Source organism: Microvirga rosea, assembly GCF_020595095.1.
In the GTDB taxonomy this organism is placed as follows: domain Bacteria; phylum Pseudomonadota; class Alphaproteobacteria; order Rhizobiales; family Beijerinckiaceae; genus Microvirga; species Microvirga rosea.
Genome location: NZ_JAJDOP010000001.1, coordinates 89,064 through 113,601 on the forward strand (window position 1 = coordinate 89,064; position 24,538 = coordinate 113,601).

A 24,538-nucleotide genomic window follows, 5' to 3' on the forward strand; every position below is an offset into this window, starting at 1 on the left:
GAAATTGGCGGCATTGGACTTGTGGTCTGCCTTGGCCTGATGATTCCGGCTCCCTTGAGTTCCGCCCAGGCACAAAGTCCGGGCAGTCCGGCGAACATGACATTCTTCGTCACCAGCATCGGATCGGGAAAGGGGGCCGATCTCGGCGGTCTCGAGGGCGCCGACCGCCATTGCCAGACCCTCGCTCAAGCTGCCGGAGCGGGCGGCAAGACGTGGCATGCCTATCTGTCGACCCAGGCCGCCGGGAGCGCTCCGGCCGTCAACGCGCGGGACCGGATCGGTCGCGGTCCATGGCAGAATGCCAAGGGCGTCGTCATCGCCAAGGATGTGGCAGAACTGCACGCCACCAACAACCTGACGAAGGAAACGGCGCTGACCGAGAAGGGCGAAGTCGTCAAAGGCCGGGGCGACACACCCAATACGCACGATATGCTGACCGGATCGCAGCCCGACGGCACGGCCTTCCCGGCAGGGGAAGACCGGACCTGCGGCAACTGGACGAAGAACGGCACGGAAGGAGCCGCGATGCTGGGCCATCACGACCGCATGGGCCTCGATGAACAGCCCCCCGCGAAATCCTGGAACTCGTCCCATTCTTCCCGTGGCGGCTGCAGCCAGGACGCCCTGAAGAGCACAGGGGGCGGCGGCCTCTTCTATTGCTTCGCGACGAACTGATCATCCCCGCACCAGCTGGCGACGCCCCTCCTCCGGTCAGTGAAGAGCCGGCATCGCCAGCCCGCGCCTCAGGCAGGCAGCCTCCAGGGTGTTGCGCAGGAGGCAGGCGATCGTCATGGGCCCGACCCCACCGGGCACCGGCGTGATGGCGGAGGCTACCTTGAAGGCCTCATCATAGGCGACATCGCCGACGACCTTGGTCTTGCCTTCACCCGCGGCCGGATTCGGCACTCTGTTGATGCCGACATCGATGACGATGGCTCCGGGCTTGATCCAGTCGCCTCGGACCATTTCCGGCCGACCGACCGCCGCCACCAGAATATCCGCCCGACGGCAAACTTCCCGAAGATCCCGGGTTTTGGAGTGCGCTGTCGTCACCGTGCAGCTCTGGGACAGCAGGAGCTGCGCCATCGGCTTCCCGACGATGTTCGAGCGCCCGACCACGACCGCGTCGAGACCGGCGAGGTCCCGGCGCACGGAACGGACCAGGAGCAGGCACCCAAGGGGTGTACAGGAGACGAAGCCCGGCACCCCTGTCATCAGGCGGCCGGCATTGATGGGATGGAAGCCATCGACATCCTTGGCGGGATCGATCGCCTCGATCACCTTTTGAGCATCGATCTGCCGCGGCAGGGGCAGCTGCACCAATATGCCGTCGACGGTCGGATCGCCGTTGAGCTTTGCGACCAACGCCAGGAGCTCGGCCTCGGTGGTGGAGGCAGGCAGCACGTGCTCGAAGGACGCCATGCCGACCTCGACTGTGAGCTTGGCCTTGTTGCGCACATAGATCTGGCTTGCCGGATCTTCACCGACGAGGATGACGGCGAGGCCCGGACGCACCCCGCGCTGTCCAAGATCTCTCACGGCATCGGTGATGCGGGACCGCAGGCCGGCCGCGTAGGCTTTTCCGTCGATGATCGTCGCACTCATCTCTTCTGTCCTGTCAAAGCAAAGAGGCGGGCAGCCAAAAGTTGGGCCTCGCCTTCTATGAAAAATGTCTTCAGCCGCGCCGTCGCGCCGGCCAGGATGCTGACGGATGACCCCGAAGCACCGAGGGCCTTGGCGAGGAGCTTTCGGACGGCTTCGTTCGCCGCCCCGCCCTCCGGAACCGCCCGGACGCGGACCTTCAGGACCTCGGTCCCGTCGGAAAGGGATTCGATTCCCTCGATGGCGTCCCTCCCACCGCGCGGCGTGACCCGGACCCGAACCTCGATTCCATCCTGACGGATCCGGCAGGGCATCGGTGGCCGCCTAGAGGAAGGTCGGCGGGATATATTGCTGCATCACCCGGGCGATGAGGTTTTGGAGGAAGATGATGAGAAGAATGAGGATGATCGGAGAAATATCGATCCCGCCCAGATTGGGGAGGATGCGGCGGATGGGCCTCAGAGCAGGCTCCGTCACCGCATCCAGAAAGCTCCAGATCGATCGCACCACATTGTTGCGGGTATTGACGACGTTGAAGGCTACCAGCCAGCTCAGGATCGCCGAAGCGATAATGAGGTAGGTATACAGCTGGAGGGCCAGAAGAATGACTTCAAGCAGGGATCGCATGGAATACTCGTCAAGGTCGGGCGATCGTCATGTAGCGTTCCTGGCTACGCTGAACAACCCAGGCAGTCGTTCTTGTCCAGATTTCCGCTCTCAAAAAGGCCCCTGTGAGGCCGCCGACCCCGATTGACAGAAGGAAGCCGTCGGGCCTAAAAGTCCGCCGCTTGGTCTGCCGACCGGACCGGGGCTGTAGCTCAGATGGGAGAGCGCTGCAATCGCACTGCAGAGGTCAGGGGTTCGAATCCCCTCAGCTCCACCAAGCCCTCGATGGTCCTTGGATATCCGTAAAACGACATGACGCCTTGAGGCGTATCCGGGTCCCCGAAGGACCGCCAGCGCAGCGTTGCCGTACGAGATCCGAATGACGGGCCAATGATCCGGCATCGGAAGGCGCCGTTCGTCGGTTCTTCAGCCCAATAGAAAGCGGTAGCCCGCGCCGATCGGTCAACGGACTACCGCTCATTACTTCGTGCACGAAATTAGCCGCAGCGACGAATACGCCGGGTAACCGTGTCACCCGCGTCGTTTTCTTCGCGGATCACGACAGTCCGGCAGCCTCGAACGCTGCCTGTCGAGAGACGATCTTCATCATAAACACGGCGACGCTCGATATAGCGCCGTTCATGGCGGTGTTCATCGGGCCCTACGCGAATACTTGGGCCGTCCGGGCTGATTCCAAGTTGAACTTGAGCCGACGAAGGCGTCGCAACAGCACTTGCGCCAATCAACGCAACCGCAGCAATCCAAATCGCCTTTCTCATCATGATACTCCTTGGCAATGACGTGTGGAGGCAACGGTTTACTTGAGTATAGGTTTCGCCAGTTATTGAAATTATCCTGCCGATTCAGGATGCGCAGGTCGAAGATTTGGACTGATCTGGGCAACTTGGTGAGTCGGAGGCCGGATTCCTTGGGATCGTGCGGACCGGGCCGCTCCACCTGAAACCGCAAAGGGTCGTGCCCGCGAGAATCTGTGATAAGCTCGAACGGAGCATGGAGGCTGTGCCTATGGTCGACGTCATTACCCTCCTCTTGGCCCCCGTTGCAGGCTTCTTCACGGCGCTGTGGCTCCTCCTGCTCTGGGTCGGCGATGGAGGGTCTGTCTCCGCGGGAGAAGACGACCTTGCCATGTTCTTGAGACATCCTGATCGGCTCGGCGCGGATGAGCCCGCGAGCGGTTTCGTGACGATGCCGAATCATCTGAGCACTGCGGACGAAATGGTCGATTGGCTGACGAAGGACCTTCCCAAGCTGACGGCGGGGATGTCCGGCTCCCGGGCATAGGCTTGCGGGAAAGGGCCTCGGATCGAGGCCGCTCGTCGTTATGGAACGGTCACGCTCCGAGCATTCCATCAACGATCGGGAGAAGTTCCGGCATCGTGTCGATCAAAGCGTCGGCTCCCAGCTCGGACGGGGGCTTGTGGCTATATCCGTAGGTCACGGCGACAACCGGAACGCCCGCAGCACGGGCCGCCTGCACGTCATGGTAATTATCCCCGACCATGAGCGCCTCCGATGGCTGGACCTGCAACTGCCGCAAAGCGAGCTGCAAGGGGGCCGGATGAGGCTTTCGCTGAGACAGGCTGTCGCCTCCGATGATGGACCGGAAAAGGTCAGCAAGCCCGAGGGCCTTGAGAATGTCGGTTGTTGCGACAAGCGGTTTGTTGGTCACGACACCAAGGCGCACGCCCTGCCGATGCAGGGTTCCGAGCACCTCCCCCACGTCGGAGTAAGCCTGGGTGTGACGGGTGGGATTAAGTTCGTAGATTTCCAGGAAACGGCCGACCAGGCTGTCCAGCCGTGAGACGTTTCCACCCGTCGCCAGCAAGGCGCGCTCCACCAGCTTGGCAACCCCGTCGCCGACCATGGCCTTGGTTTCGACGAGACTGACAGGCCTCAGTCCCTCCTCGCCGAGGAGAGCGTTGAGCGCATCCTGGAGGTCGCGGGCGCTGTCGACCAGCGTACCGTCGAGATCGAACAGAACGGCCTTCAGGGTCATTGGCAAAGCCACCATTGAACGAGCCGCAGCGGAACTGCGGCTCTCATTTCAATGAGCGTACTTGGTTTTCAAATACGAAAGATAGGGGAGTGGATCGAGCCCTCGGCCGGTTTCCCGAACAAGGAGCTCCTGACGGGAGAAGCGGCGGCCGTGCTCCCAGATCCCGGCTTGCAGCTTGTTCGCGAGGGCGGAATAGTCGCCGGCCTCGATGGCCCCTTTGAGAGTAGGGTCATTCGTAAGGAACGTGTCCATGAGCTGGGCGGCCATGACGTTGCCGATCGTGTAGGTCGGAAACGAGCCGATATAGCCGGTTGACCAATGGACGTCTTGCAGCACGCCCTGCGCATCGGAAGGAACGTCCAGATCGAGGTCTCGTTTGACGGCTGCGTTCCATGTCGACGGCAGGTCGGACACGGCGAGGGAGCCGTCCATGAGCGCGCATTCGATCTCGGTGCGCAGCATGATGTGAAAATCATAGGTCAGTTCATCCGCCTCGACGCGGATGAAACCGGGCTCGACCCGGGTGACGCCCTGATAGAACTCCTCCGCGGTCACGTCGCCCAATTGATCGGGGAATTGCGCCTGAAGCTCCGGGAAATGAAGGCGCCAGAAAGTCCGGCTCCGGACAATGTGGTTTTCCAGAAGGCGTGATTGAGATTCATGAGCGCCGAAGCTCGTGCCGCCGACCGCATAAAGCCCGATCAGGTCCGTCGCGAGCGTCGTTCGGGTATAGGCCGGATCAACGCCTTGCTCGTAGAGCCCGTGTCCCGTCTCATGGGCTGTGCCGAAGATGGAGGCAGGAAGATAGTTGCGATGATAACGGGTGGTGATGCGGACATCATTGCGCGTGAAGGAAACTTCGAACGGGTGAACGGTGGTATCGAGCCGGCCGCGACGGAGATCATAGCCGAGCTTTTGCGCCATGCTCAAACCGAAGGCCTTTTGCGCCTCTTCGGAAAAATCCCTGAACAGGAAATCCGACCTCGGAGCCGGCCGTGATCTGGCTGCTGCGAGGATCGGCAAGAGGCCCGAGCGAAGCGTTCCAAACAGGCTCTTGAGACTTTTTGCAGTCTCACCGGGTTCGTAGATCGACACCATGGCGTCGTAGGGATGCTCGCTCCAGCCGATGCAGTCCGCATAGGAGCGCGAGAGGGCGAGGGTTCTTTCAAGATAGGGTGAGAAAATCGAGAACTCGCTCTTGGCGCGCGCTTCTATCCATGCGGCTTGAGCCATGGTGCGCAAAGCGGCCCGATCCTGAATGAGGGAGGCGGGAACGCGGCGATGATGATCGACGGCCCGGCGGGTTTGCGTCACGAGGCGCCGTTCGGCGGATTCCTCGGGAAGGTCGTCGGTCGCTCTTTCCGCCGCCTCGAGAGCTTTCTCGGTTTCCGGAGCAAGCAATAGGTCCCGGGCGATCCCCGTGAGGGTGGCGATCTGATGGCCACGGGTCTCCGCGCCTCCCGCCGGCATCATCGTTCGCGAGTCCCAGGTCAGAACGGAGACCGCGTTCAATACGTCGTTGACGGCAGCGATGCGCTCGTTGAGCGCGGCGAGGGAGGCGTTGTGGTTCATGACAAACTTCTCAGTTCAGGCAGTGCCGCCTGTATTCAGATGACAAGCGGAAAACCGGCCGGAGCCGATAGCGGTAAGGGGAGGAGCTTCGGCCCTGCACCGCGGCCCGGCGAATGGGCATCGCGGATGGAAATGACACCCGTTCGGCGGATTCAACGGAGAGGGAATCTCACCCGCGATGGGATGAAAGTTCCTGCGCCCTACTCCTATGCGCGGTACGCTTTCAAACAGCGCTTTCGTATAAGGATGGTTAGGTGCCGCATAAAGATCCGCTGTCGGCGACAGCTCTACGATACGGCCGAGATACATGATCGCGACCCGGTCGGAGACGTGACGAACGACACCGAGATCGTGACTGATGAAGATCGCCGTCAGGTCGAGATCCCGCCGAAGGTCCATGAACAGATTGAGGACCTGAGCCTGGATGGACACGTCGAGCGACGCGACCGGCTCGTCCAGAACCAGAAGATCGGGTTTCATGGCGAGTGCGCGCGCAATGGCGATGCGTTGCCGCTGCCCGCCCGAGAACTGATGCGGGAAACGCCTGCGATAGCTCGGATCCAGCCCGACGCGCGCCAGCAGGTCGGCCACATACCCGTCCGCTTCCCGGGCCTTGACGATCCTGTGCGTGACAGGACCTTCCGCCACCGTATCGCCGATGCGCATCCGGGGATTCAAACTGGCGAAGGGATCCTGATGAACCATCTGGATCCGTGTCGTCAGCTTGCTGGTCCGCCGGCCCTGCTGCTTGGCGACGGGCTTCTGGTCAAACAGCACGTTGCCATCGCTCGGCGTATAGATGCCCGCTATGATGCGTCCCAGGGTCGACTTGCCACAGCCGGATTCACCCACAAGGCCGATGACCTCGCCCTTGTGGACGGAGAGGCTGACATCGCTCACGGCGCGCACGATCTCGGACTTGCGTCCCGCCCCAAGAACACTCGCGATGCGTTCTCCGAGACTTTTTTGCTTTACGAAGCGCTTCGATACGTGGTCGACGTCGAGGAGAGCGGCTGACATGAATTGGACTCGATCGGATAATGGCAAAGAGCAGTTCGCCCGTCCTCGAATTTCTGGATGGGCGGCGTGGTCGTGCAGGCGGGCCCTGCCTTGAAACAGCGTGGCGCAAAGGCACAACCGGGCGGCAGGTCGGAAAGCGACGGCGTTGATCCCGGGACCTGCGGCAAGCGCTCGCCTGGCTCGTGCTCGGCGGGAACGGAGGCCAAAAGGCCTGCCGTATAAGGATGCCGCGGAGACGCGATCACGTCTGCGGCCGCCCCCGTTTCCACAATTCGCCCGGCATACATGACGCAGATATCATCGGCGAGACTGGAGACGACCGCGAGATCGTGCGTCACCCATACGAACGCTGTCCCGGTTTCATCCGCCAGTCGCCGCACCTCGGCCAGGATTTGCCCCTGAATCGAGACGTCGAGGGCCGTTGTCGGTTCGTCTGCGATAATGACCGCAGGGCGGTGCAGAAGCGCAATGGCGATGGCGACACGCTGGCGCATGCCACCGGAAAGCTGATGCGGATAGGCATCGAGGCGTTCTTCAGGACTCGGTATCCCGACCTTCGCAAGGGCGTCCCGCGCCCGTTCCCAGGCCGTTCTCCGGGAAACCCTGTCGTGCGCACGAACCGCGGCGATCATCTGCGTTCCGATCTTGAGGACCGGATTGAGGGTCATCATCGGATCCTGGAAGACCATCGCGATCTGTGCGCCACGGACACGGCGGAGTTCGTCTCCCTTCAAACGCGTAATGTCACGCCCGTTGAGAAGGACTTCACCGCCGGCAATGAGGCCTGGGGGCTCGATCAATCCGAGAATCGAGTAACCGGTGACACTTTTGCCGGATCCCGATTCTCCGACGAGCCCGAGGATACGGCCCCGTCCGACCTCGAAGCTGACCCCATCCACGGCATTGAGCATGCCGGTGCGGGTCTTGAACTGGGTCCGCAGATCTTGGACGCTGAGAACAGCTTCACTCATCGGCTGCGCCTCGGATTGAGAATGGTGCGGACCTGATCCCCCACGAGGTTGATGGCAACCACTGTCAGCATGAGGGCGATGCCGGGATAGATCGAGATCCAGTAGCGGCCCGACAGCAGGAATTGGAACCCGTTGGAAATCAGGGAGCCGAGCGAGGGCTGCGTCAGAGGAAGACCGAGGCCGAGGAACGACAGGGTTGCCTCGAGAGCGATCGAGTTTGCGACCTGCACTGTCGCAACGACGATCAGGGGCGGCAACGCATTCGGCAGAAGATGGCGGAAGAGCACCTGCCGCGCCGGGATCGGGGTCGACAGGGCCGCCTCGATATAGTCCTTGCGGCGTTCGGCACTTGCCGCGCCGTGGGTCGTTCGCGCGAAATAGGCATACTGGGCCGTCACGAGAGCCGCCACGAGCTGCGGAAGACCCTGCCCGAGCATCGCCACGAGAACAAGCGCGAGCAGAATGGCCGGAAGCGACAGCTGAAGATCGATGACACGCATGATCAACGCCTCGATACGTCCTCCATAATAGGCGGCGATCAGCCCGACGACGCCTCCCAGCACCAGAGCAAAGGTTCCGGCCAGAACGCCCACGATGAGGCTCGTGCGCAATCCATAGAGGATGGCGGAAAACACGTCCCGTCCGGCCGCATCCGTTCCAAGCCAGTGAACATAGCCGCCGGAGCCGATCTCGCCCGGCTCCAATCGGGCGTCGAAGAGTTCGAGCGCTTCCTGATTATAAGGATCCTGGGGCGCCACGAGGGGAGCGAGGATCGCCATGAGGACAATGGTCGCAATGATGATGAGAGCCGCGACGGCAACAGGGCTTTGCCTGAAGTCCGACCAGAACTGAGACAGGCGGCTCCAACGGGTTTCGGCGGGAGCGCTCATGAGGATGCCTTGACGCGAATACGGGGGTCGAGCTGTCCGTAAATGAGATCGACCGCGAGGTTGATCAGGACGAAGAGGAACACGACCAGGATCAGGTATGCCACCATCACCGGCCGGTCGAGAACGGTAATGGAATCGATAATGAGCTTGCCCATGCCCGGCCAGTTGAAGACTGTTTCCGTGACGACGGCGAAAGCCAGGGTCGATCCAAGCTCGAGGCCGAAAACCGTCACGATGGGGATCGAGATGTTCTTGAGCACGTGCAATCCGACGACTTTGCCTTCCGAGAGACCTTGAGCACGGGCAAAGCGCACATAGTCGGAACTCATCACTTCGACCGTCCCGGCTCGGGTGAGCCGGATTAGAAGACCCAGCTTGAACAAGGCGAGATTCAAGGCCGGCAGAATGATGTAACTCAGGCCTTCGAGCGAGGTGACCGACAGGTTCATTCCAAGAACGTTCGCTGTCGGCCCGCGCCCGCCCGACGGCAGCCAGCCGAGCTCGACCGCAAAGGTCATGATCAGCAGCAAGCCGACCCAGAAGGTCGGCACGCTGAACCCGAGCACCGAAAACGCCATGATGGCCTTGGACGACAGGGCGTCCGGCTTGTAGCCGGCCCAAAGTCCAAGCGGAATGCCGAGGCATGTGGCGATCAACATGGCGCACAGAGCCAGTTCCAGCGTTGCCGGAAAACGGGAGAAGATCAGGCTCAGGACCGGCAGGCGATAGATGAACGACTCCCCCAAATCCCCATGCAGCATGTTGTTCATGAACACGAAGTACTGCTGGATGAGGGGCAGATCGAGACCGTAGCGATGGATCAAGGCTTCGCGCAATGCCTGATCCGACGCCGGATCGATCATCACGTCGATCGGATTTCCAATGGCGTACACGCCAAGGAACACGATGACCGACATCGCGACGATAACAAGAAGCGCTTGCAGAATACGCTGGATGAGAAAACCGATCATGCGGACTCGGACATCGGTGGAAAACGGTTCCGTAACAGGAAAGCGAAGCGGGTCTGGAAAAACCAGATCCGCCTCGAAGGTAAGCCGGCCGGTTGCACGGCCGGACGGTCCGGATCAGCTCTTAGGCTTGATCTCGTAAGCAAGCGTTTCCTGATCGACCCGCGGCGGAACGGTCATCATACCCTTCTTGGCGGCCCAGACCGTCTGGAGCTGCACCGTCGGGATCAGAGCGCGATCGTTCATCGAGATGTCCGTGACCTTTTCAAAGAGGGCGCGGCGCTTCGTGTCGTCCATCGTGCGCGCACCCTCTTCGAGGAGAGCGTCGACCTCAGGATTGGAGTAGCTCTGCTTGTTGAACGCGCCAAGGCCGGTCTTGGGGTCGGCCGTATGCACGAGCGAGCCATAGGTATAGCTGGCCTCGCCGGTCAGGGTGCCCCAACCGCTCATCCACATGGGAAACTCGCCCTTCTGCTGAGCCGGGAAGAACACGGTGCCGTTGAGGGCATTGGCGTTGATCTTCAGGCCGGCGCGAGCCCACATCTGGGACAGGGCCTCACAGACGGCGGCGTCACCCGGCAAGCGGTTGTTGGTGCAGAAGAAATCGAGCTCGAAACCCTTGGGATAGCCCGCAGCGGCCAGAAGCTCCTTGGCCTTCTGGACGTTATAGGGCCGCTCCGGCAGATTCTTGCTGCCGCCGAAGAAATTGGTCGGCATCAGCTGATTGGCAGGACGGCCGAGACCTTCCAGCACCACGCGCACCAGCGTCTTACGGTCGATCGCCAGGTCCAAAGCCTCACGGACCTTCGCATCACGCAACGGATTTTCGGTGATTTCCTTACCGTCGACCTTTGCGGGTTTCGGCAGGGCTTCCTTCACGTTGGGCGTGATGTTCATGAAGTAGACGGTATCGGCGATGAAAGTATCGACCGCCTTGTCCTTCTGCATGGCGGCGTAATCCGTCGCCGGGACATAGTTGACGAGATCGACCTGTCCGGACTTCAGCGCCGCCATACGGGCCGGATCGTTCGGGATTTCCTTGCGGACGACCTTCTGCCAATGGGGCTTCTCACCCCAATAGCCGTCGAAACGCTCGAGCACGAGATCGCCCTTGGGCTCCCAGGACACGAACTTGTAAGGTCCGGTGCCGATGGCTGCCTTACCGGAGTTGAACTGCTCGTTGCGAGCTTCCATTCCGACCGACTTCGACACGACGAAGAGGCGAACGAAATCGTTCGGTAGCGTCGGCGCTGGAGCCTTGGTGATCACATGCAGGGTGTACTTGTCGACGGCCTTCGTCTCTTTCACCTGCTTGGTGTAGATCGTCATGCTCATCGGGCCGGTTACGACCGGAATACGATCGATGGAGAACTTGACGTCTTCAGCCGTCAGCTCCGATCCATCGTGAAATTTGACGCCTTCACGGATCTTGAACTCCCAGGTGGTGTCGTCGACCGGCTTCCAGGACGTGGCCAGGCCCGGCTTCAGCTGAAGGTTCTCGTCAGCCATCACGACCGTATCGAAGATGTGGCGCAGCGCTTCGGCTTGGCTTCCCAGAGTCGACCAGTGCGGGTCGATCGAATCCGGACCGGCGCGCAGGCCCATCGTGAGTGTCTGGGCTGAAGCGGAATGGCCGAGCATTGTTCCCGCGAGGAGAGCTACCGCCAATGCCCCGCCAAGCTTGAAATTAAGTTTCACGTGATGTCCCCTCTTGCTAAGAACCCGACTTTTCGTCCAAGGTGTACTTATCGATTATGACGGTAGGTCGCCAACCTGCCCCAAGTCAACTAGAACGTATAAATGAGCCAGAATAGTTCCATTGTTGCACTTGGCGACCGTACCAGCCAGATAGAACGAAGCGCTCAGGAGCGTGTTCTGTCGGACCTTGCCAACGCCCTTGATCGGACCTTGCCTGTCCCTCTCGGAATTCAGCTGAGGGGACTGATCGAATTCGGCATCGGCCTCGGTGAATTGCTGCCGGGGCAAAAGCTCCCTTCCGTCCGTGAGCTGGCGGAACGGGCGGGAATCGCGCCGATGACCGTGGCGAACGTTTATCAGGAGCTTCGCAAGACCGGACTGATCGAAGCAAAGCCCGGCGCCGGAACCTATGTGAGCGATGGCCGCACCCGCGACGGTCTCCGATCCGACGCGATGCGGAGGATCCAACGCCGGATCGATGCTTTATTCAACGAGGCGGAAGAGTTGGGCCTTGCGCCGACGGTCGTTGCCTCACTGGTCAACGCGCGCGCGGCACGAGGGCGATCGCCGGTTCGATCCATGCAGATCGTGATCGTCGGCCATTTCCTCGATACCACGCAACAATATGCGGACCGCATTCGCGAGTTATTGGGTCCCCACGATTCTATCGCCGTCACGACACTTTCCGCCCTTCAGGCAGGGGAGGCCCTGCCGCAGCCGTGCGATCTGTGCGTCACGTTCCCCCATCGTCGCAACGATGTGGAAAGCCTTGTTCCGGCGAGTACTCCTATCGTCAACCTGAGCTTCATCCCGGCGGAGGAAACACGGGCGAAGCTTGCGATCATCGACCCGATGGCTCGGATTGGAATCGTCTCGATCTTTCCGGAATTCATGGCCTTGATGAAGCCGGGTGTTCTGCGCTTCACGCCGCATGTATCGGACGTCGAGGTTCGCCTGATTACCGAACCCGATCTTACCGAGTTCCTGAAGACGGTCGATGTTCTTGTCTACGCGAGCGGTGCCGAACCCATCCTGAAGGATTTTCCATCAGGCCGCCAAGCCATCGAATTCCGCTATGTTCCCGATCCCCATGCCGTCCGGCAGATCCTGATCCCCGAGATCGAGCGCTTGCGCTCCGCAGCCCTTGCGAAAGAGGAAAAGACCTTATGAAAATCAGCGAGATGAATTGGCTTCAGGTCGAACAGTACCTGAAGGCCGATGACCGCGCCATCGTACCGCTTGGCTGCACGGAGCAGCACGCCTACCTGAGCCTTTCCGTAGACAGCATCCTTGCGGAACGTGTGGCCGTCGACGCGGCAGAACCTCTTGGCGTACCGGTCTTTCCCGTTCAAGCCTATGGCATTACCCCGTATTTCATGGCCTATCCGGGAACGGTGTCGCTGAAGGCCGAAACCTACCTGCGGCTCATCACCGATGTGCTCGATTCTCTTCATCGCACCGGCTTCCGGCGCATTCTGTTCGTCAACGGTCACGGCGGCAACAGCCCGGCTCAGACGGCGTGCATCGAATGGATGAACCATCATTCCGATTGCCGCGTGCGCTTCCACAATTGGTGGAACGCGCCAAAGACCTTCGAGAAGGTGAAGGAAATCGATCCCGTTGCCTCGCACGCCTCCTGGATGGAGAACTTTCCCTGGACCCGGCTGCCCAACATTGCGCAGCCCGATCATCAGAAACCCATGGTCGACCTCGAGCGGATGCGCACCTTCGGGCCTGAAGGAGTCCGTGAGATCCTGGGCGACGGCAATTTCGGCGGGCGGTATCAACGCTCCGACGACGAAATGAATGCGATCTGGTCCATTGCGGTCGCCGAAACCCGCGCTTTGATCGAGACCTGGTAATGAGCCAAGACACCATTCTCATCTGGGGCGCCGGGGCCATCGGCGGTACGCTTGGCGCTTACCTTGCCCGTGCGGGCGAGGACGTCCTGCTCGTCGATATCGTCGAGCCTCACGTCCAGGCCATGAATCACGACGGCCTCGCGATCGAAGGTCCCGTGGAAACATTCCGGCAGCCGGTGCGAGCCGTGACGCCTGAGAACGTCCGTGGGCAGTTCAACCGCATCATCCTGGCGGTGAAGGCGCATCACACGCGCGATGCCGTGAAAGCCCTGAAGCCTCATCTTGCGGCCGCCGGCTCCGTTCTTTCCGCTCAGAACGGACTCAACGAGCTGATCATCGCGGAAGAGATCGGAGCCGAGCGCACGGTCGGCTGCTTCGTCAACTTCGGAGCAGATTGGCTCGAGCCGGGACGAATTCTGTTCGGCAACCGTGCGACCGTCGCCGTTGGCGAACTCGACGGCGGCAAGACACCCCGCGTCGAGGACTTCCATCGCCTCCTGTCGATTTTCGAGCCGAATGCCATCCTGACGGACAACATCTGGGGCTACCTGTGGGGAAAGCTGGGATATGGGGCGATGCTGTTCGCCACGGCCCTTACCCCCGCCTCCATGTCCGAAAACCTCGCTTCGGAGAAGCATTTTCCCGTGTTCCATCAGCTCGGCCGCGAGGTGATGGCCGTGGCTCTCGCACGCGGCGTAAAACCCCTGGGGTTCAATGGTTTCGATCCGGCCGCCTTCATGCGGGACGCATCTGAAGCCGCTGCGCGCACCTCGGTCGCCGCCATGGCCGAATTCAATCGCCACACCGCGAAAACCCATTCCGGAATTTGGCGGGACCTCGCGGTGCGCAGGCGCAAGACGGAGGTCGATGCTCAGATTGCGATCATTTCCCAGCTTGGAGCCGAAGCCGGCATTGCGACACCGACAATCGATAAGCTTGTTTCCCTGATCCACGATATCGAGGAGAATCGGCGAGAACAGTCCTGGGCAACGCTTGATCGGCTGCTTGCATCATGAAGCTTGATTTCACGAACCGCCGCGTTGTTGTGACCGGGGCCGCACAAGGCATCGGCCGCAGCATTGTTCAATCCTTTGCGGCGGAAGGAGCCACGGTTTGGGCCCTCGATCTGGATGAAGCGGGCCTTCAGGTGGCAGCAGAAACGGGAGCCGCGGCCACGCGCACGCTCGACCTGTCGGATCGTGCCGCCGTCGCAACGGTCATGCAGGAGATGGGAGAGCGCCTCGGCGGAATCGACATTCTCGTCAACTGCGCAGGCGGCGTCAGGGGGCAGATCGCGAAGCCCCTGGAAGAAGTAAGCGAGAAGGATTGGCTCGTTCTGTTCGAGGCCAATGTTCATGGCGCATTCTGGTGCTCGCAGAACGCAGCACCCTATATGAAACGGAACAAGTTCGGCCGGATCATCAATATCTCGTCCGGTGCCGGCCTCCGCCCCAGCCTGACGGGCATTCAGGGCTACACGGCCGCCAAGCACGCGCTCGTCGGTTTGACCAAGCAGCTCAGCTTCGAGCTTGGACCCTTTGGCGTAACCGTGAACAGCGTGGCCCCGGGCTTTGTCCTGTCCAATCCTGCGACCCAGCGCCAATGGGAAAGCTATGGCCCGGATGGACAGGCACGGCTCGTCGAGAGCATTCACACCCGCCGCCTCGGACGCCCTCAAGACATTGCGGACACGGTGCTGTTCCTGGCATCGGATACGGCAGAGTGGATTTCCGGCCAGATCATTTCCGTTGATGGCGGACGGTCCTGAAAACATAGAACAGCATCAGATCCGGAAGCCCTGGAACGAGGGCTTCCCCAATAAACGCTAAGCGAGGAAACTCATGGACGACATCACCACTCAACCCTGGGCTTGGCCCGAGGAAACCTGGCGCGGGAAGGTAGAGCATGTGCGCGCCGGCCGATCCATGAAGCCGGACCGGTGGAAGAACAGTGCCCGTTGCGCGGTAGCCTTCTCGTTCGATTCGGATCACGAAACGAACGAATTGCGCGATGGCGGAAAATCCATCGGGCGAATGTCGCAAGGGCAATATGGCAATCGCCAAGGCATTCCCCGCATTCTCAATGCCTTGAGAAAGTATGACGCCAAGGCCACCTTCTTCGTACCGGCCGTAGCCGCTCTCCTTTATGAGGACGAGCAGCGCCGCATCGTTGCAGAAGGCCATGAGATCGGGATCCATGGGTGGATTCACGAACTCAACAGCCAGCTTCCCTACGAAATCGAGAGAGATCTGGTTTTCCGTGCGGCCGATACTCTGGAGCGGATTACCGGAACACGGCCCGTCGGCCTGCGGACATGCTCCTGGGACTTTAGCCCTGATACCTTACGCATCGAGCGGGAACTCGGTCTCCTATACGATTCTTCCCTCATGGCTGACGACGATCCGTACGAGCTTGTCGAAAAGGGAGAACCGACGGGCATTGTCGAGCTGCCGGTCGAGTGGATTCGAGACGATGCCGTCTACTTCAATATGCATCGCTTCAACGGCCTTAGGCCCCATACCCCCCCTACGGCCGTCTATGACATTTTCTTCCGCGAATTCGAGCGCGCCTACGAGGAAGGCGGCCTCTTCCTGCTGACCATGCATCCGCACGTGACCGGCTACCGCTCGCGCATCTGGATCCTGGAGAGGCTCCTGGCCGAAATCGCGCAGCGTTCGGACGTTTGGATTGCCACCCACGCCGAGATCGCGGCCTATGTCAAAGCGGAATGCTCCGCATGAGCAAGCCAGTGCGGGCGCGCGACTTCGGCCTATCCTGCGGAAACCTCCAGCCAGGGTCCCGCAACAGCATCTGCGATGTGCCCGGCGTCCAGGTGGGCCATAAGACCCTTGTGACCGGCGATATCCGGACAGGCGTGACGGCGATCCTTCCGCATCCGGGCAATCTCTATCGTGATAAGCCTGTCGCCGCCGTGCATGTCATCAATGGCTTCGGCAAGAGCATCGGGTTCGTGCAGGTCGAGGAGCTGGGCGTCATCGAAACGCCCATCCTTCTTACGAATACTCTCTCTGTCGGCACGTGTGCCACCGCGCTGGTGCGGCATGCCATCACCGGAAACCCCGATATCGGCCGGGAAACGGCAACCGTGAATCCGGTGGTGCTGGAATGCAATGACGGTTGGTTGAACGACATTCAAGCCTTGGCGGTCTCAGAGGACGACGCTCGTGAGGCCCTGAAAAGTGCCGCGCCCGACTTTGCCGTCGGTGCCGTCGGCGCTGGATGCGGCATGAGTACTTTCGGCTTCAAAGGAGGCATCGGCACATCCTCCCGGCGGATCATGCTTGACGGCACAGAGTTCCATCTTGGAGCGCTCGTGCTGTCGAACTTTGGGCGCTCGGGTGATCTGCGCCTGCCCGACGGCCGTGTTGTCGAATCTCTGACACCTATCTCAACGCATCCTGAGAAGGGCTCGATTATCATCGTTGTCGCGACCGACATTCCCCTGAACGATCGTCAGCTCAAGCGCGTGATCAGGCGATCCGGAGTCGGATTGGCACGCCTTGGAGCATTTTGGGGACACGGAAGCGGCGATATCGCTCTTGGTTTCACGACGGCCAATAGGGTTCGCCACGACGAGGGGGCGAGCTTGATTAGTCAGCGTGCATTGAACGAGAACCGGATCGATGCCCTGTTTGAGCCGATGGCGGACATCACCCAGGAAGCGGTTCTCGATGCTCTCATCGCGGCGGACCCGACGACGGGCCGCGACGGACATTTCCGCCCAAGCCTGCGCGACGCGATCGACCGTTCCCCTCTTTCTTGAAGGCACGACATCATGAGCTCATCATCCCACAACGACTTCGTTCTTGCGGTTCATGGAGGCGCAGGAACAATCCTTCGCAACAAAATGACGCCCGAAAGGGAGGCCGCCTACCACCGAGGGCTGCGGGCAGCCCTGGAAGCTGGCCGCTCGGTGCTTGCTGACGGCGGGACCGCGCTCGACGCGGTCACGGCCGCCGTAATGGCGCTGGAAAACGAGCCCCTGTTCAACGCCGGACGCGGCGCCGTCTATACGTCCGCCGGCAAGCAGGAGATGGATGCCGCCGTCATGGACGGGCGAGATCGTGCTGCGGGAGCGGTGGCAGGCTTGTGCGGTCCTCGCAACCCCATCCTCGCCGCACGGGCCGTCATGGAGAAATCCGACCACGTCTTCTTGATCGGAGAAAGTGCTTTGGAGTTTTGCCGCGCGCAGGGGCTTGCATTCGAGGATCCGTCCTATTTTTTCACGGAGCAGCGTTGGAATGCTCTGCAGGAAACTTTGGCGATGCGAAAGGCAGGCGCCGACGATCAGGACGAATCGCGCAAGCACGGCACGGTCGGAGCTGTCGCACGCGACCGCCATGGCAGTCTGGCGGCAGCAACGTCCACGGGCGGCATGACGGCAAAATCGCCGGGCCGTGTGGGCGACAGTCCTGTGATCGGCGCCGGCACCTGGGCGGACAACGAGACGTGTGCGGTATCCGGAACCGGGCACGGCGAAATTTTCATCCGCTATGCGGCAGGTCATGAGATTGCGTCTCTCATGCGCTATGCAGGCCGCAGCCTCGATGAGGCTGCGAGAGCTGTCGTGATGGACATGCTGGCTCCAGCTGGCGGATCGGGTGGAGTCATCGCCGTGGGTCACGACGGCTCCGTCGCTTTGCCGTTCAACTGTTCTGGCATGTATCGCGGTGTCGTGCGGGGCGATGGGGTCCTCAGAACGGCGATCTACGATGAGCCGCTGATAGAATATAGAGCGAAGGCACAATCGGCCTGATCTCTTTGACTTCAGACACGGGATCAGGATGCGACACGCTCCTGGTCCCGATTGCCGCTGAGCTCCTCAAGTTCAGCCACGACACCAACGACCGGAAATGTGATGACGCATCGCACGCCGGTTGGCGCGAAGATGAGCTTGATATCGCCCCCGAGTTGCTGAGCCAGTCCTCGCTGAATGAGTTTTGACCCAAATCCTTGCCGTTTCGGTGGGACGACCGGTGGTCCGCCGGTTTCCACCCATTCCACGAGTAGGGACCTCGGACTATCGCCCTTTGTGACGGCCCACGTCACACGAATACGCCCTTCAGGGTGGGAGAGGCTGCCATACTTGGCGGCGTTCGTGGCAAGCTCATGCACGGCCAACCCCAATGCGAGCACCGCGCTGGCCTGGAGGCTGACCCGCGGTCCACGTAACCTGACGCGTCGCCCCAGCACATCCTGATAGGGGTCAAGCTCGTTGCTGAGCACATCTCTCAGATCGGCGCCGTTCCAGTTCGTCGCGGTCAGAAGATCATTCGTTTTGGCAAGGCCCTGGAGGCGTCCGAGAAAGGCGTCCCATATGGCCGGATCCTCGGCTTCGGCGGAGCGCCGGGTGAGCGAAGCGATCGACTGGACGGTCGCAAGGGTGTTCTTGACGCGATGATTGAGCTCGTGAAGCAGTAAGGCCTGACGCTCATCCGCCAATTTCCGGGCGGTAATATCCTGGCAAACGCCCACGAGGGTAACCTTGTCGCCGGCCTCTGTCCGAATGCGCCCGCTGACGCGCACCCAGTGAATGCTCAGGTCGGGCCAGATGATCCGATATTCGACGTGAAGGTCCTGGTGATGGGTCAGAGTCTCGCGAACAGCGGCTGCCTGCTTGGCGCGGTCATCCGGATAAATTGCGTCGAGAAGGTCCTGGTAAGTGAAAGGCTCGTCGACATCCCGACCGAAGACGACCCGGCATGTGCTCGAAGCATTGAACTCGTTGGTTCCGGGACTGTACTCCCACGAGCCGAGATCTCCGGCATTCAACGCAAGACGCAGGCGAACTTCGCTTTCCGCAATCGCCTCAAGAGCTTTCTGCCTATCGTTTTCCTGGCGCTCGATCGCCGAAGCCGCCTCGGCAAGAGCTTTCTGAATGGTATCGAACTCAAGCACGTGGGTGGGCGGCCCCACAACGCGTTCTCCTCTCCCCAGATTCCGGGCCGCGATAGCAAGACGGTCCACGGGACGGGCGATGGATCGTGAAAGCCAGGCCGCAAGGAGAAGCCCGGCCACGATGACGGCGCCGAGCGCCAGGAGCCATCCCAACGGCCGCCGCAGGGCGGCAGATACTTCGGCGGCCGGATAGCCGATGACGAAGGACCAGCCATAGCTCGAGGAGCGGGTGAAGTATGTCCGGACCGGAACCTCATCGAGAGACGTCGTCTCGATATTTCCCTCCGGCGCCTCGGCAATCGCGCGATAAAGCTCCGGCCGGATACTCTGTCCGATATAGACTTCCGGCGACCTCGAACGGGCGACGATCTTCCCGCCGCGATCGATGATCGCGGCGCGCCAGTTTTCTTGGATACGCTGATCGTTGATCAGTTCCTGAAACACCGCCGGGTCGATGGCCATCCCAAGAACATACGCGACCTTGTTGTCGATGATGATCGGCACATCGAGGGTCACGATCGATTGCCGGGTGAGTGGCCCGTACGTGAGATCCGACAACTCAGCTTTTCCGGTCCTGGCGACCCGCTGAAGGATTTCCGGACGCAAGCTGTCGGGAAGTTTCTCGCCATAAGGCGCGCGGCTCGTGACAAGAATGCGCCCACTCGGCTCGAATAAGGCAATCCATATGGCATTTTGCAGCGGCGCCTGGGCGAGCTGCTCATGGAATGACTCGAAATCGCCTTTCCTGATGAAAGGAGAATAGGCGAGGGTCCGAAGGGCCGACTCGGCCTTCTCGATTTCGAGGGTGAGCGACAAGGCCAAGGCGCGGGTTGTCTCACGCAGCCGCAGATCGGTGGCCTCCTGTTCGGCCCGATAAACAGAATAGAGGCCGGCACCTGCAACCGCGATCGTGGGAAGCGCGAGGGCGAGAACCAGCCCCCACAGCAACTGCCGCAGCGATGTCCCTGCTGCCCGGGTTGGCCTATCGTCATCGATCGGCGAGACTGATTTCTCCCGACTCATGGCCTTGGCGCCGGTTCATCGAGCGGCATGGCCACGCTCACGAGGATTTTGGGATCCTTCTCCGGCCAGGTCACGACGGCCTCGAGCTGCCGTCCAAGAGCTCTCAGGATCGTCCCGGCGCTGCTCATACGGGCAGCGCTCTTCTCCCGTGGTGAGAACGCATCATCGGCGATTGCAAAGGTGAGCTGCCCCGGATGCTTTCGAATTTCGAGCTTCAACTTACCTTTGCGGTGATCATAGGCATGAGCAAGGGCGTTGACGACAAGTTCGTTAAAGAGAAGTGCGATAGGCGCAGCTTTTGCGGCCTCGACTTCGACAGGGTCGAGATCGAACTCCGGCCTGATATCCATCGTCTCGTCCGTGGATGTCAGCTCCTCGCACAGATTCCGAGCGAAGGTCGTGACATCGAACAGTCGCATGCCCTTTCCGTCATAGAGATCGCGGTGAGCCGTCCCGAGCGCCTGCAACCGTGCTTTCGTCCGGCACAAAGTGCTTCGCACCTCCTCGGTTTCAGCTTCTCGAACTTCAATGCTCACGAGGGAAAGAAGCAATTGCAGATTGTTCTTCACGCGATGGTCGAGCTCATGCAGAAGAGCGGTTCTTTCTTCGAGAAGCCGGTGAAGAGCGGCTTGCGCCTGCCGCCTTTGTCTGCGTTCATAAGCCTCCGCCAGCGCACGAAGGACCGTTGCCGGCAGTCGTTCGAGACGCTGCTTGATCACGTAGTCGGTCGCACCATGCTTCATTGCCTCGACGGCAATCTCTTCACCGAGAGTCCCGGAGACGAAGATGAAGGGGGTGTCCGCACTGCGTTGGCGCGCAAGCGACAGGGCGCTCAGACCGTCGAATCCGGGCACGACATAGTCTGCCAGTATGACATCCCATTCGTCGCCGACCAGCGCCTCCCGAAATTCCGCCGCAGATACGGCCCGCGTGATGTCGGTTCTGCGCTCGATACCCGATAATGCCTCGATAACGAGCTCGGCATCGAGCGCGCTGTCCTCCAGAAGGAGGATGCGCAACGTGTGCTCCGATGGCGAGACCCGCGTGGTCGGCATTGTTATGGCCTCGTTCTATCGTTCCGCGGCGGGGGCTCGTTGAGGATTCCCCAGAAAACTCCCAGATCCTGAATGGCATCGAAGAACTCGCGAAAGCCGACCGGCTTGACGACGAACGCATTGACGCCGAGCTCATAGCTTTTGACCAGATCGCTTTCCTCTCGTGACGATGTGAGCATGACGATCGGCGTATGGCGCAGCTCAGGGTCTGCCTTGACCTTCGCCAGAACCTCAAGGCCGTCGACCTTAGGCAGCTTCAGATCCAGCAGCACGACGGCGGGGTCGCTGGTGTTCCGGCTTTCGTGAAAACCGCGGCGATAAAGGAAATCGAGAGCTTCGGCGCCATCGCGCACCACGACCACTTCGTTGGCGAGCTGGCTCTGCTCCAGCGCCGTCAATGTCAGCTCGACATCCTTGGGGTTATCCTCGACAAGAAGGATAGGCTTCAGTTCCGGCATTCACGCCGCTCCTTTGATATCTGGCAGTGAGAAATAGAAGGTGGCGCCTTGGTCGATGGCGCCCTCGGCCCAGGTCTGGCCCCCGTGTCGCTCCACGATGCGGCGGACATTGGCCAATCCGATTCCAGTTCCTTCAAACTCTTCCATGCGGTGTAGACGCTGGAAAACGCCGAAGAGCTTTCCAACATAGGCCATATCGAAACCGACGCCGTTGTCGCGCACGAAAAAGACCACATGGTCGTTTTCTTTGTACGAACCCAGTTCGATGACAGCTTCGTCTCGCGTGCGGGTGTACTTTACCGCATTTGCGAGAAGATTCTCAAACACAAGCCTGATCATGAAGGGGTCGGCGTGAATCGACGGGAGATCGCCGATCTTCCATCGAAGATGCCGATCCCCCACTTCAAGGGCGAGCCGCTGTCTGATCTCGCGGACGAGAGGCTCCGTCGGAATTTGGCGAGGCTTGAGCGAAGTCCTGCCCATTTGAGAAAAGTTCAGAAGGTTGTCGACCAATGTTCCGGCCGTAAAGGCGGACTCGATGATCGTGTCGACGTATCGCCTTCCGCGCTCCGTAATGTGCTCGCTTTCCTGCTTCTTCAAGAGTTCGGCGTAACCGACGATATGGCGGAAGGGAGCCCGCAGATCGTGAGAAACCGAATAGGAGAACGCTTCCAGCTCCTTGTTGCTGCGGCGGAGCTCCTCAGTCAGCGAGGCGAGCTCCTCAGCCCTGCGAAGCACAATCCCCACAATGGTATTGCGTAGTTCCTTGACGGCGTCGATCTCCCCCGGATCCCAAGGAAGTGAGCGTCCCCGAACCGTCTCCTTCCAGATCTCGAATGAAATGCGAGGATGCAGACGCGTCTCGCCCGGCGCGCCTTGAACAGGCTTTTGGGGATCCCCGCCCCAGTTGACCGTCTGGACGACCTCGGGGCGAAACCAGATGATATAGCTGGAGTGCACCTTCGAGATCGAAATGGACAGGAGCCCGCTCGCGATGGCCGCGTAGGCTTTCGCCGGAGGGTAATGCTCCGACAGCTTCTCCGTGACGAAGACATCCTCCGTCTGCTGGCCTGATAGCCATTCGAATAAGTCCTGCACCTGTGGCTTGTCCGGGGTTTGCCCAAGGCAATAGCACCGGTCACGGTCGATAATCGCGACCCCTTGTGCGCCCGCCAGATCCATGAGCTCGAAAGGATTGTTCACGAGACCATCGATGAACACATCCTCTGCCGCCATATGCCCGAGGAGCCGTGCCTGGATGGAACCGAGGCGCATCCGATTTTCGGCAGCGGAGGCCCGCTCGCGCGCTTCGAGTTGAAGCGAGAAAATTTGGGTGAGGAAATCACAGGCATTGCGAACCTGCAGCGGGACACGCCGTGGCTCCTTGCTGTGGCACGAGATCAGCCCCCACAAGACGCCGTTTCTCAGGATCGAGATCGACATCGACGCCATGGTTCCCATGTTGCGCATGTACTCCAGGTGCACGGGGGAAACGCTGCGCAAGATGGAATCGCTGAGATCGAGAGGATCCGCGCTTAAGGACTCGATGGGAATGGGCGCGTAATCGGCGTTGGAGATGATGCGAAGCCGGTTGCGGCGATAAAGCTCGCGAGCCTGAGCCGGAATATCGGAAGCAGGGAACCGTAAGCCCAGATACGAAGGCAGGACCTCGTTGCGATCTTCAGCGATGACATTGCCGTTCCAATCCGGATCGAAGCGATAGACCAGGACACGGTCGAAAGAGGTAATCCGGCGCACATCCTCCGCGGCGAGCCGGCATAATTCGTCCACCGATGTCGCAGCCTGCAACTGCTCGACGAACCGTCGCAAGGTCGGGTGCAGGGCGTCGAAGGTGGTTGCGGTGCCTTGCTGGATTTCCTCGAGTTCAAGGATCGCCTGCCCGGCCGTGTTGTGCACCACGGCGTCGAAGGTCTTCCGGCCATGCGCGGTGTCGAGGGTAATCGTCCGAAGAAAGCGCGTGTTGCCGCGCTCCTCGGGGGGAACGAGATCGGCTTCCAGCAATCCTGCCATCTCGGGCAGCGTCTCGCGGAAGACCCGCCCGAGGATCGAACTGTTTGTCAGGCCGAAAGTCGGAGCCGTGTTGGCGCTCGCATAGGTGACGGTCTGGTCCGATAAGTTCAGCGCCAGAAGCATCCCATACGGCTGAATGCTCCCGGGAATGTGGATCGGTTCCCGGTCACAGGCTGTCAGGTCAGGTTCACGCTCGTTTCTTTGAATGCTCATGGCGCCTCGCCCAACCAAACCCGCATGACATCGAATGTCCGTTGAGCCGACGCGACGATGAGATCGTCCGCGGTCGCGGACGATATCTCAAGGAGGCGCGCTCCAAACGACTTCCACATGAGCGACGTCTCCCGGCCATAGCTCCGAAAGTAGGCGCAGCCCGTCTCCGGGTTAAGGCCGAGACGCCGTTCGACCGTCTTGGCGATGATGGCGCCTCCCAACGTAGAGCCTTCGATCACATACATGCTTCCCAGCGCCGCAGCTTCTCCCGCAAGGGGCATCAAAGGGTGGCATCGTGGCAATTGCGCGATCTCGTCCCTCGTCATCCCAAGCTGTTGCAGATCCCTGGCGAGCAGGGCTGTTTTGCGGCGTTGGCGAAAGAACTCCCTGTCGGAAATCAGGGGCCCTGCGGCCTCCTCCCAAACGCTGTGGAACCCATAAAATCGTTTCAGAAGATGACGATAATCGGCAAGCGTAGCCGTATGTCGATCGAGATCGACGACCTTTTCGATTCGATCATGCGCCGATCGAGTTTCCACTTTCAGACGTTCGAGAAGATTCATGAATAATGTAACAAATTAGGGGGAAATGTTTGTTTTCTTTGCCTTGCCGACCGGATGCGGCCGCAGATAC

General features: G+C 60.6%; 25 protein-coding genes and 1 tRNA gene. 10 read left to right on the plus strand and 16 right to left on the minus strand.

What is annotated here, in order from left to right; genetic code table 11:
• Positions 1-39 precede the first annotated feature (39 nt).
• Positions 40-675, plus strand: a complete 636-nt coding sequence (locus tag LJD17_RS00400) for a hypothetical protein (RefSeq protein ID WP_406600752.1) — start codon at positions 40-42, stop codon at positions 673-675.
• Positions 676-711: 36 nt separating this feature from the next.
• On the opposite strand, the gene folD is transcribed toward LJD17_RS00400, so the two are convergent.
• From folD to LJD17_RS00415, 3 genes are read right to left on the minus strand one after another with little or no spacing between them, the layout of a single operon-like run.
• Entirely contained in the window at positions 712-1,605 is an 894-nt protein-coding gene (gene folD, locus LJD17_RS00405; protein WP_227381808.1) for a bifunctional methylenetetrahydrofolate dehydrogenase/methenyltetrahydrofolate cyclohydrolase FolD, read from the minus strand.
• Complete coding sequence (locus tag LJD17_RS00410; protein WP_227381810.1) at positions 1,602-1,916, minus strand: DUF167 family protein; 315 nt, start codon at positions 1,914-1,916, stop codon at positions 1,602-1,604. Before LJD17_RS00410 ends, folD begins: the two co-directional genes overlap by 4 nt.
• Before the next feature lie 10 nt (positions 1,917-1,926).
• Positions 1,927-2,229, minus strand: coding sequence for a YggT family protein (locus LJD17_RS00415; RefSeq protein ID WP_227381812.1), 303 nt, complete (start codon positions 2,227-2,229; stop codon positions 1,927-1,929).
• A gap of 180 nt (positions 2,230-2,409) precedes the next feature.
• On the opposite strand from LJD17_RS00415, the gene LJD17_RS00420 reads away from it, so the two are divergent.
• Positions 2,410-2,485: transfer RNA gene (locus LJD17_RS00420), tRNA-Ala, on the plus strand.
• A gap of 220 nt (positions 2,486-2,705) precedes the next feature.
• Here the strand turns inward: LJD17_RS00420 and LJD17_RS00425 are convergent.
• Positions 2,706-2,990 (minus strand): hypothetical protein, encoded by a 285-nt coding sequence (locus LJD17_RS00425; protein WP_227381814.1) that lies wholly within the window; start codon positions 2,988-2,990, stop codon positions 2,706-2,708.
• A gap of 244 nt (positions 2,991-3,234) precedes the next feature.
• Here LJD17_RS00425 and LJD17_RS00430 point away from each other — a divergent pair, with 244 nt between their 5' ends.
• Complete coding sequence (locus LJD17_RS00430) at positions 3,235-3,510, plus strand: hypothetical protein (protein WP_227381816.1); 276 nt, start codon at positions 3,235-3,237, stop codon at positions 3,508-3,510.
• Between the two features lie 49 nt (positions 3,511-3,559).
• On the opposite strand, the gene gph is transcribed toward LJD17_RS00430, so the two are convergent.
• The 7 genes from gph to LJD17_RS00465 form a co-directional block, all read right to left on the minus strand.
• Positions 3,560-4,225 carry a phosphoglycolate phosphatase gene (gene gph, locus LJD17_RS00435; RefSeq protein ID WP_227381818.1) on the minus strand — a complete coding sequence of 222 codons (666 nt, stop codon included), beginning with the start codon at positions 4,223-4,225 and terminating at the stop codon, positions 3,560-3,562.
• Positions 4,226-4,273: 48 nt separating this feature from the next.
• Positions 4,274-5,797: a carboxypeptidase M32 gene (locus LJD17_RS00440; protein ID WP_227381820.1), complete on the minus strand. Its 1,524-nt coding sequence runs from the start codon at positions 5,795-5,797 to the stop codon at positions 4,274-4,276.
• Between the two features lie 15 nt (positions 5,798-5,812).
• The gene (locus LJD17_RS00445) at positions 5,813-6,817 is read right to left on the minus strand and encodes an ABC transporter ATP-binding protein (protein WP_227381822.1); all 1,005 of its coding nucleotides are present in this window, start codon (positions 6,815-6,817) and stop codon (positions 5,813-5,815) included.
• Positions 6,769-7,788, minus strand: coding sequence for an ABC transporter ATP-binding protein (locus tag LJD17_RS00450; RefSeq protein WP_227381824.1), 1,020 nt, complete (start codon positions 7,786-7,788; stop codon positions 6,769-6,771). The genes LJD17_RS00445 and LJD17_RS00450 overlap by 49 nt, the downstream gene beginning before the upstream one ends.
• Entirely contained in the window at positions 7,785-8,678 is an 894-nt protein-coding gene (locus LJD17_RS00455; protein WP_227381826.1) for an ABC transporter permease, read from the minus strand. Before LJD17_RS00455 ends, LJD17_RS00450 begins: the two co-directional genes overlap by 4 nt.
• Positions 8,675-9,649 (minus strand): ABC transporter permease, encoded by a 975-nt coding sequence (locus tag LJD17_RS00460; protein ID WP_227381828.1) that lies wholly within the window; start codon positions 9,647-9,649, stop codon positions 8,675-8,677. Before LJD17_RS00460 ends, LJD17_RS00455 begins: the two co-directional genes overlap by 4 nt.
• A gap of 114 nt (positions 9,650-9,763) precedes the next feature.
• Complete coding sequence (locus LJD17_RS00465; protein ID WP_227381830.1) at positions 9,764-11,344, minus strand: ABC transporter substrate-binding protein; 1,581 nt, start codon at positions 11,342-11,344, stop codon at positions 9,764-9,766.
• A 102-nt stretch (positions 11,345-11,446) separates the two neighbouring features.
• On the opposite strand from LJD17_RS00465, the gene LJD17_RS00470 reads away from it, so the two are divergent.
• From LJD17_RS00470 to LJD17_RS00500, 7 genes are all read left to right on the plus strand, one after another.
• Positions 11,447-12,514, plus strand: coding sequence for a GntR family transcriptional regulator (locus LJD17_RS00470; protein WP_227381832.1), 1,068 nt, complete (start codon positions 11,447-11,449; stop codon positions 12,512-12,514).
• Positions 12,511-13,206: a creatininase family protein gene (locus LJD17_RS00475; protein ID WP_227381834.1), complete on the plus strand. Its 696-nt coding sequence runs from the start codon at positions 12,511-12,513 to the stop codon at positions 13,204-13,206. Before LJD17_RS00470 ends, LJD17_RS00475 begins: the two co-directional genes overlap by 4 nt.
• Entirely contained in the window at positions 13,206-14,222 is a 1,017-nt protein-coding gene (locus tag LJD17_RS00480; protein WP_227381835.1) for a ketopantoate reductase family protein, read from the plus strand. Before LJD17_RS00475 ends, LJD17_RS00480 begins: the two co-directional genes overlap by 1 nt.
• Positions 14,219-14,974: an SDR family NAD(P)-dependent oxidoreductase gene (locus tag LJD17_RS00485; protein WP_227381837.1), complete on the plus strand. Its 756-nt coding sequence runs from the start codon at positions 14,219-14,221 to the stop codon at positions 14,972-14,974. The genes LJD17_RS00480 and LJD17_RS00485 overlap by 4 nt, the downstream gene beginning before the upstream one ends.
• 73 nt (positions 14,975-15,047) lie before the next feature.
• On the plus strand, positions 15,048-15,947 hold the full coding sequence (locus tag LJD17_RS00490) for a polysaccharide deacetylase family protein (protein ID WP_227381839.1): 900 nt from the start codon (positions 15,048-15,050) through the stop codon (positions 15,945-15,947).
• Positions 15,944-16,990 (plus strand): DmpA family aminopeptidase, encoded by a 1,047-nt coding sequence (locus LJD17_RS00495; RefSeq protein ID WP_227381840.1) that lies wholly within the window; start codon positions 15,944-15,946, stop codon positions 16,988-16,990. The genes LJD17_RS00490 and LJD17_RS00495 overlap by 4 nt, the downstream gene beginning before the upstream one ends.
• 12 nt (positions 16,991-17,002) lie before the next feature.
• Entirely contained in the window at positions 17,003-17,983 is a 981-nt protein-coding gene (locus tag LJD17_RS00500; protein WP_227381841.1) for an isoaspartyl peptidase/L-asparaginase family protein, read from the plus strand.
• Between the two features lie 23 nt (positions 17,984-18,006).
• Here LJD17_RS00500 and LJD17_RS00505 read toward each other — a convergent pair whose 3' ends face one another.
• From LJD17_RS00505 to LJD17_RS00525, 5 genes are read right to left on the minus strand one after another with little or no spacing between them, the layout of a single operon-like run.
• Positions 18,007-20,148, minus strand: coding sequence for a sensor histidine kinase (locus tag LJD17_RS00505; RefSeq protein WP_227381842.1), 2,142 nt, complete (start codon positions 20,146-20,148; stop codon positions 18,007-18,009).
• Complete coding sequence (locus tag LJD17_RS00510) at positions 20,145-21,203, minus strand: sensor histidine kinase (RefSeq protein ID WP_227381843.1); 1,059 nt, start codon at positions 21,201-21,203, stop codon at positions 20,145-20,147. Before LJD17_RS00510 ends, LJD17_RS00505 begins: the two co-directional genes overlap by 4 nt.
• A gap of 2 nt (positions 21,204-21,205) precedes the next feature.
• The gene (locus LJD17_RS00515) at positions 21,206-21,661 is read right to left on the minus strand and encodes a response regulator (protein WP_227381844.1); all 456 of its coding nucleotides are present in this window, start codon (positions 21,659-21,661) and stop codon (positions 21,206-21,208) included.
• Positions 21,662-23,905 (minus strand): ATP-binding protein, encoded by a 2,244-nt coding sequence (locus tag LJD17_RS00520; protein WP_227381845.1) that lies wholly within the window; start codon positions 23,903-23,905, stop codon positions 21,662-21,664.
• On the minus strand, positions 23,902-24,468 hold the full coding sequence (locus LJD17_RS00525) for a biliverdin-producing heme oxygenase (protein WP_227381846.1): 567 nt from the start codon (positions 24,466-24,468) through the stop codon (positions 23,902-23,904). Before LJD17_RS00525 ends, LJD17_RS00520 begins: the two co-directional genes overlap by 4 nt.
• Positions 24,469-24,538 lie beyond the last annotated feature (70 nt).

What these genes read in the sequence shown, in the direction of transcription:
- LJD17_RS00440 (WP_227381820.1), bottom strand. Translation starts at nt 5,797, where the DNA reads ATGAACCACAACGCCTCCCTCGCCGCGCTCAACGAGCGCATCGCTGCC.
- LJD17_RS00450 (WP_227381824.1), bottom strand. Translation starts at nt 7,788, where the DNA reads ATGAGTGAAGCTGTTCTCAGCGTCCAAGATCTGCGGACCCAGTTCAAG.
- LJD17_RS00505 (WP_227381842.1), bottom strand. Translation starts at nt 20,148, where the DNA reads ATGAGTCGGGAGAAATCAGTCTCGCCGATCGATGACGATAGGCCAACC.
- folD (WP_227381808.1), bottom strand. Translation starts at nt 1,605, where the DNA reads ATGAGTGCGACGATCATCGACGGAAAAGCCTACGCGGCCGGCCTGCGG.
- LJD17_RS00400 (WP_406600752.1), top strand. Translation starts at nt 40, where the DNA reads ATGATTCCGGCTCCCTTGAGTTCCGCCCAGGCACAAAGTCCGGGCAGT.
- LJD17_RS00520 (WP_227381845.1), bottom strand. Translation starts at nt 23,905, where the DNA reads ATGAGCATTCAAAGAAACGAGCGTGAACCTGACCTGACAGCCTGTGAC.
- LJD17_RS00480 (WP_227381835.1), top strand. Translation starts at nt 13,206, where the DNA reads ATGAGCCAAGACACCATTCTCATCTGGGGCGCCGGGGCCATCGGCGGT.
- LJD17_RS00500 (WP_227381841.1), top strand. Translation starts at nt 17,003, where the DNA reads ATGAGCTCATCATCCCACAACGACTTCGTTCTTGCGGTTCATGGAGGC.
- LJD17_RS00445 (WP_227381822.1), bottom strand. Translation starts at nt 6,817, where the DNA reads ATGTCAGCCGCTCTCCTCGACGTCGACCACGTATCGAAGCGCTTCGTA.
- LJD17_RS00510 (WP_227381843.1), bottom strand. Translation starts at nt 21,203, where the DNA reads ATGCCGACCACGCGGGTCTCGCCATCGGAGCACACGTTGCGCATCCTC.
- LJD17_RS00455 (WP_227381826.1), bottom strand. Translation starts at nt 8,678, where the DNA reads ATGAGCGCTCCCGCCGAAACCCGTTGGAGCCGCCTGTCTCAGTTCTGG.
- LJD17_RS00410 (WP_227381810.1), bottom strand. Translation starts at nt 1,916, where the DNA reads ATGCCCTGCCGGATCCGTCAGGATGGAATCGAGGTTCGGGTCCGGGTC.
- gph (WP_227381818.1), bottom strand. Translation starts at nt 4,225, where the DNA reads ATGACCCTGAAGGCCGTTCTGTTCGATCTCGACGGTACGCTGGTCGAC.
- LJD17_RS00430 (WP_227381816.1), top strand. Translation starts at nt 3,235, where the DNA reads ATGGTCGACGTCATTACCCTCCTCTTGGCCCCCGTTGCAGGCTTCTTC.
- LJD17_RS00490 (WP_227381839.1), top strand. Translation starts at nt 15,048, where the DNA reads ATGGACGACATCACCACTCAACCCTGGGCTTGGCCCGAGGAAACCTGG.
- LJD17_RS00460 (WP_227381828.1), bottom strand. Translation starts at nt 9,649, where the DNA reads ATGATCGGTTTTCTCATCCAGCGTATTCTGCAAGCGCTTCTTGTTATC.
- LJD17_RS00525 (WP_227381846.1), bottom strand. Translation starts at nt 24,468, where the DNA reads ATGAATCTTCTCGAACGTCTGAAAGTGGAAACTCGATCGGCGCATGAT.
- LJD17_RS00515 (WP_227381844.1), bottom strand. Translation starts at nt 21,661, where the DNA reads ATGCCGGAACTGAAGCCTATCCTTCTTGTCGAGGATAACCCCAAGGAT.
- LJD17_RS00425 (WP_227381814.1), bottom strand. Translation starts at nt 2,990, where the DNA reads ATGATGAGAAAGGCGATTTGGATTGCTGCGGTTGCGTTGATTGGCGCA.
- LJD17_RS00475 (WP_227381834.1), top strand. Translation starts at nt 12,511, where the DNA reads ATGAAAATCAGCGAGATGAATTGGCTTCAGGTCGAACAGTACCTGAAG.
- LJD17_RS00495 (WP_227381840.1), top strand. Translation starts at nt 15,944, where the DNA reads ATGAGCAAGCCAGTGCGGGCGCGCGACTTCGGCCTATCCTGCGGAAAC.
- LJD17_RS00415 (WP_227381812.1), bottom strand. Translation starts at nt 2,229, where the DNA reads ATGCGATCCCTGCTTGAAGTCATTCTTCTGGCCCTCCAGCTGTATACC.
- LJD17_RS00485 (WP_227381837.1), top strand. Translation starts at nt 14,219, where the DNA reads ATGAAGCTTGATTTCACGAACCGCCGCGTTGTTGTGACCGGGGCCGCA.
- LJD17_RS00470 (WP_227381832.1), top strand. Translation starts at nt 11,447, where the DNA reads ATGAGCCAGAATAGTTCCATTGTTGCACTTGGCGACCGTACCAGCCAG.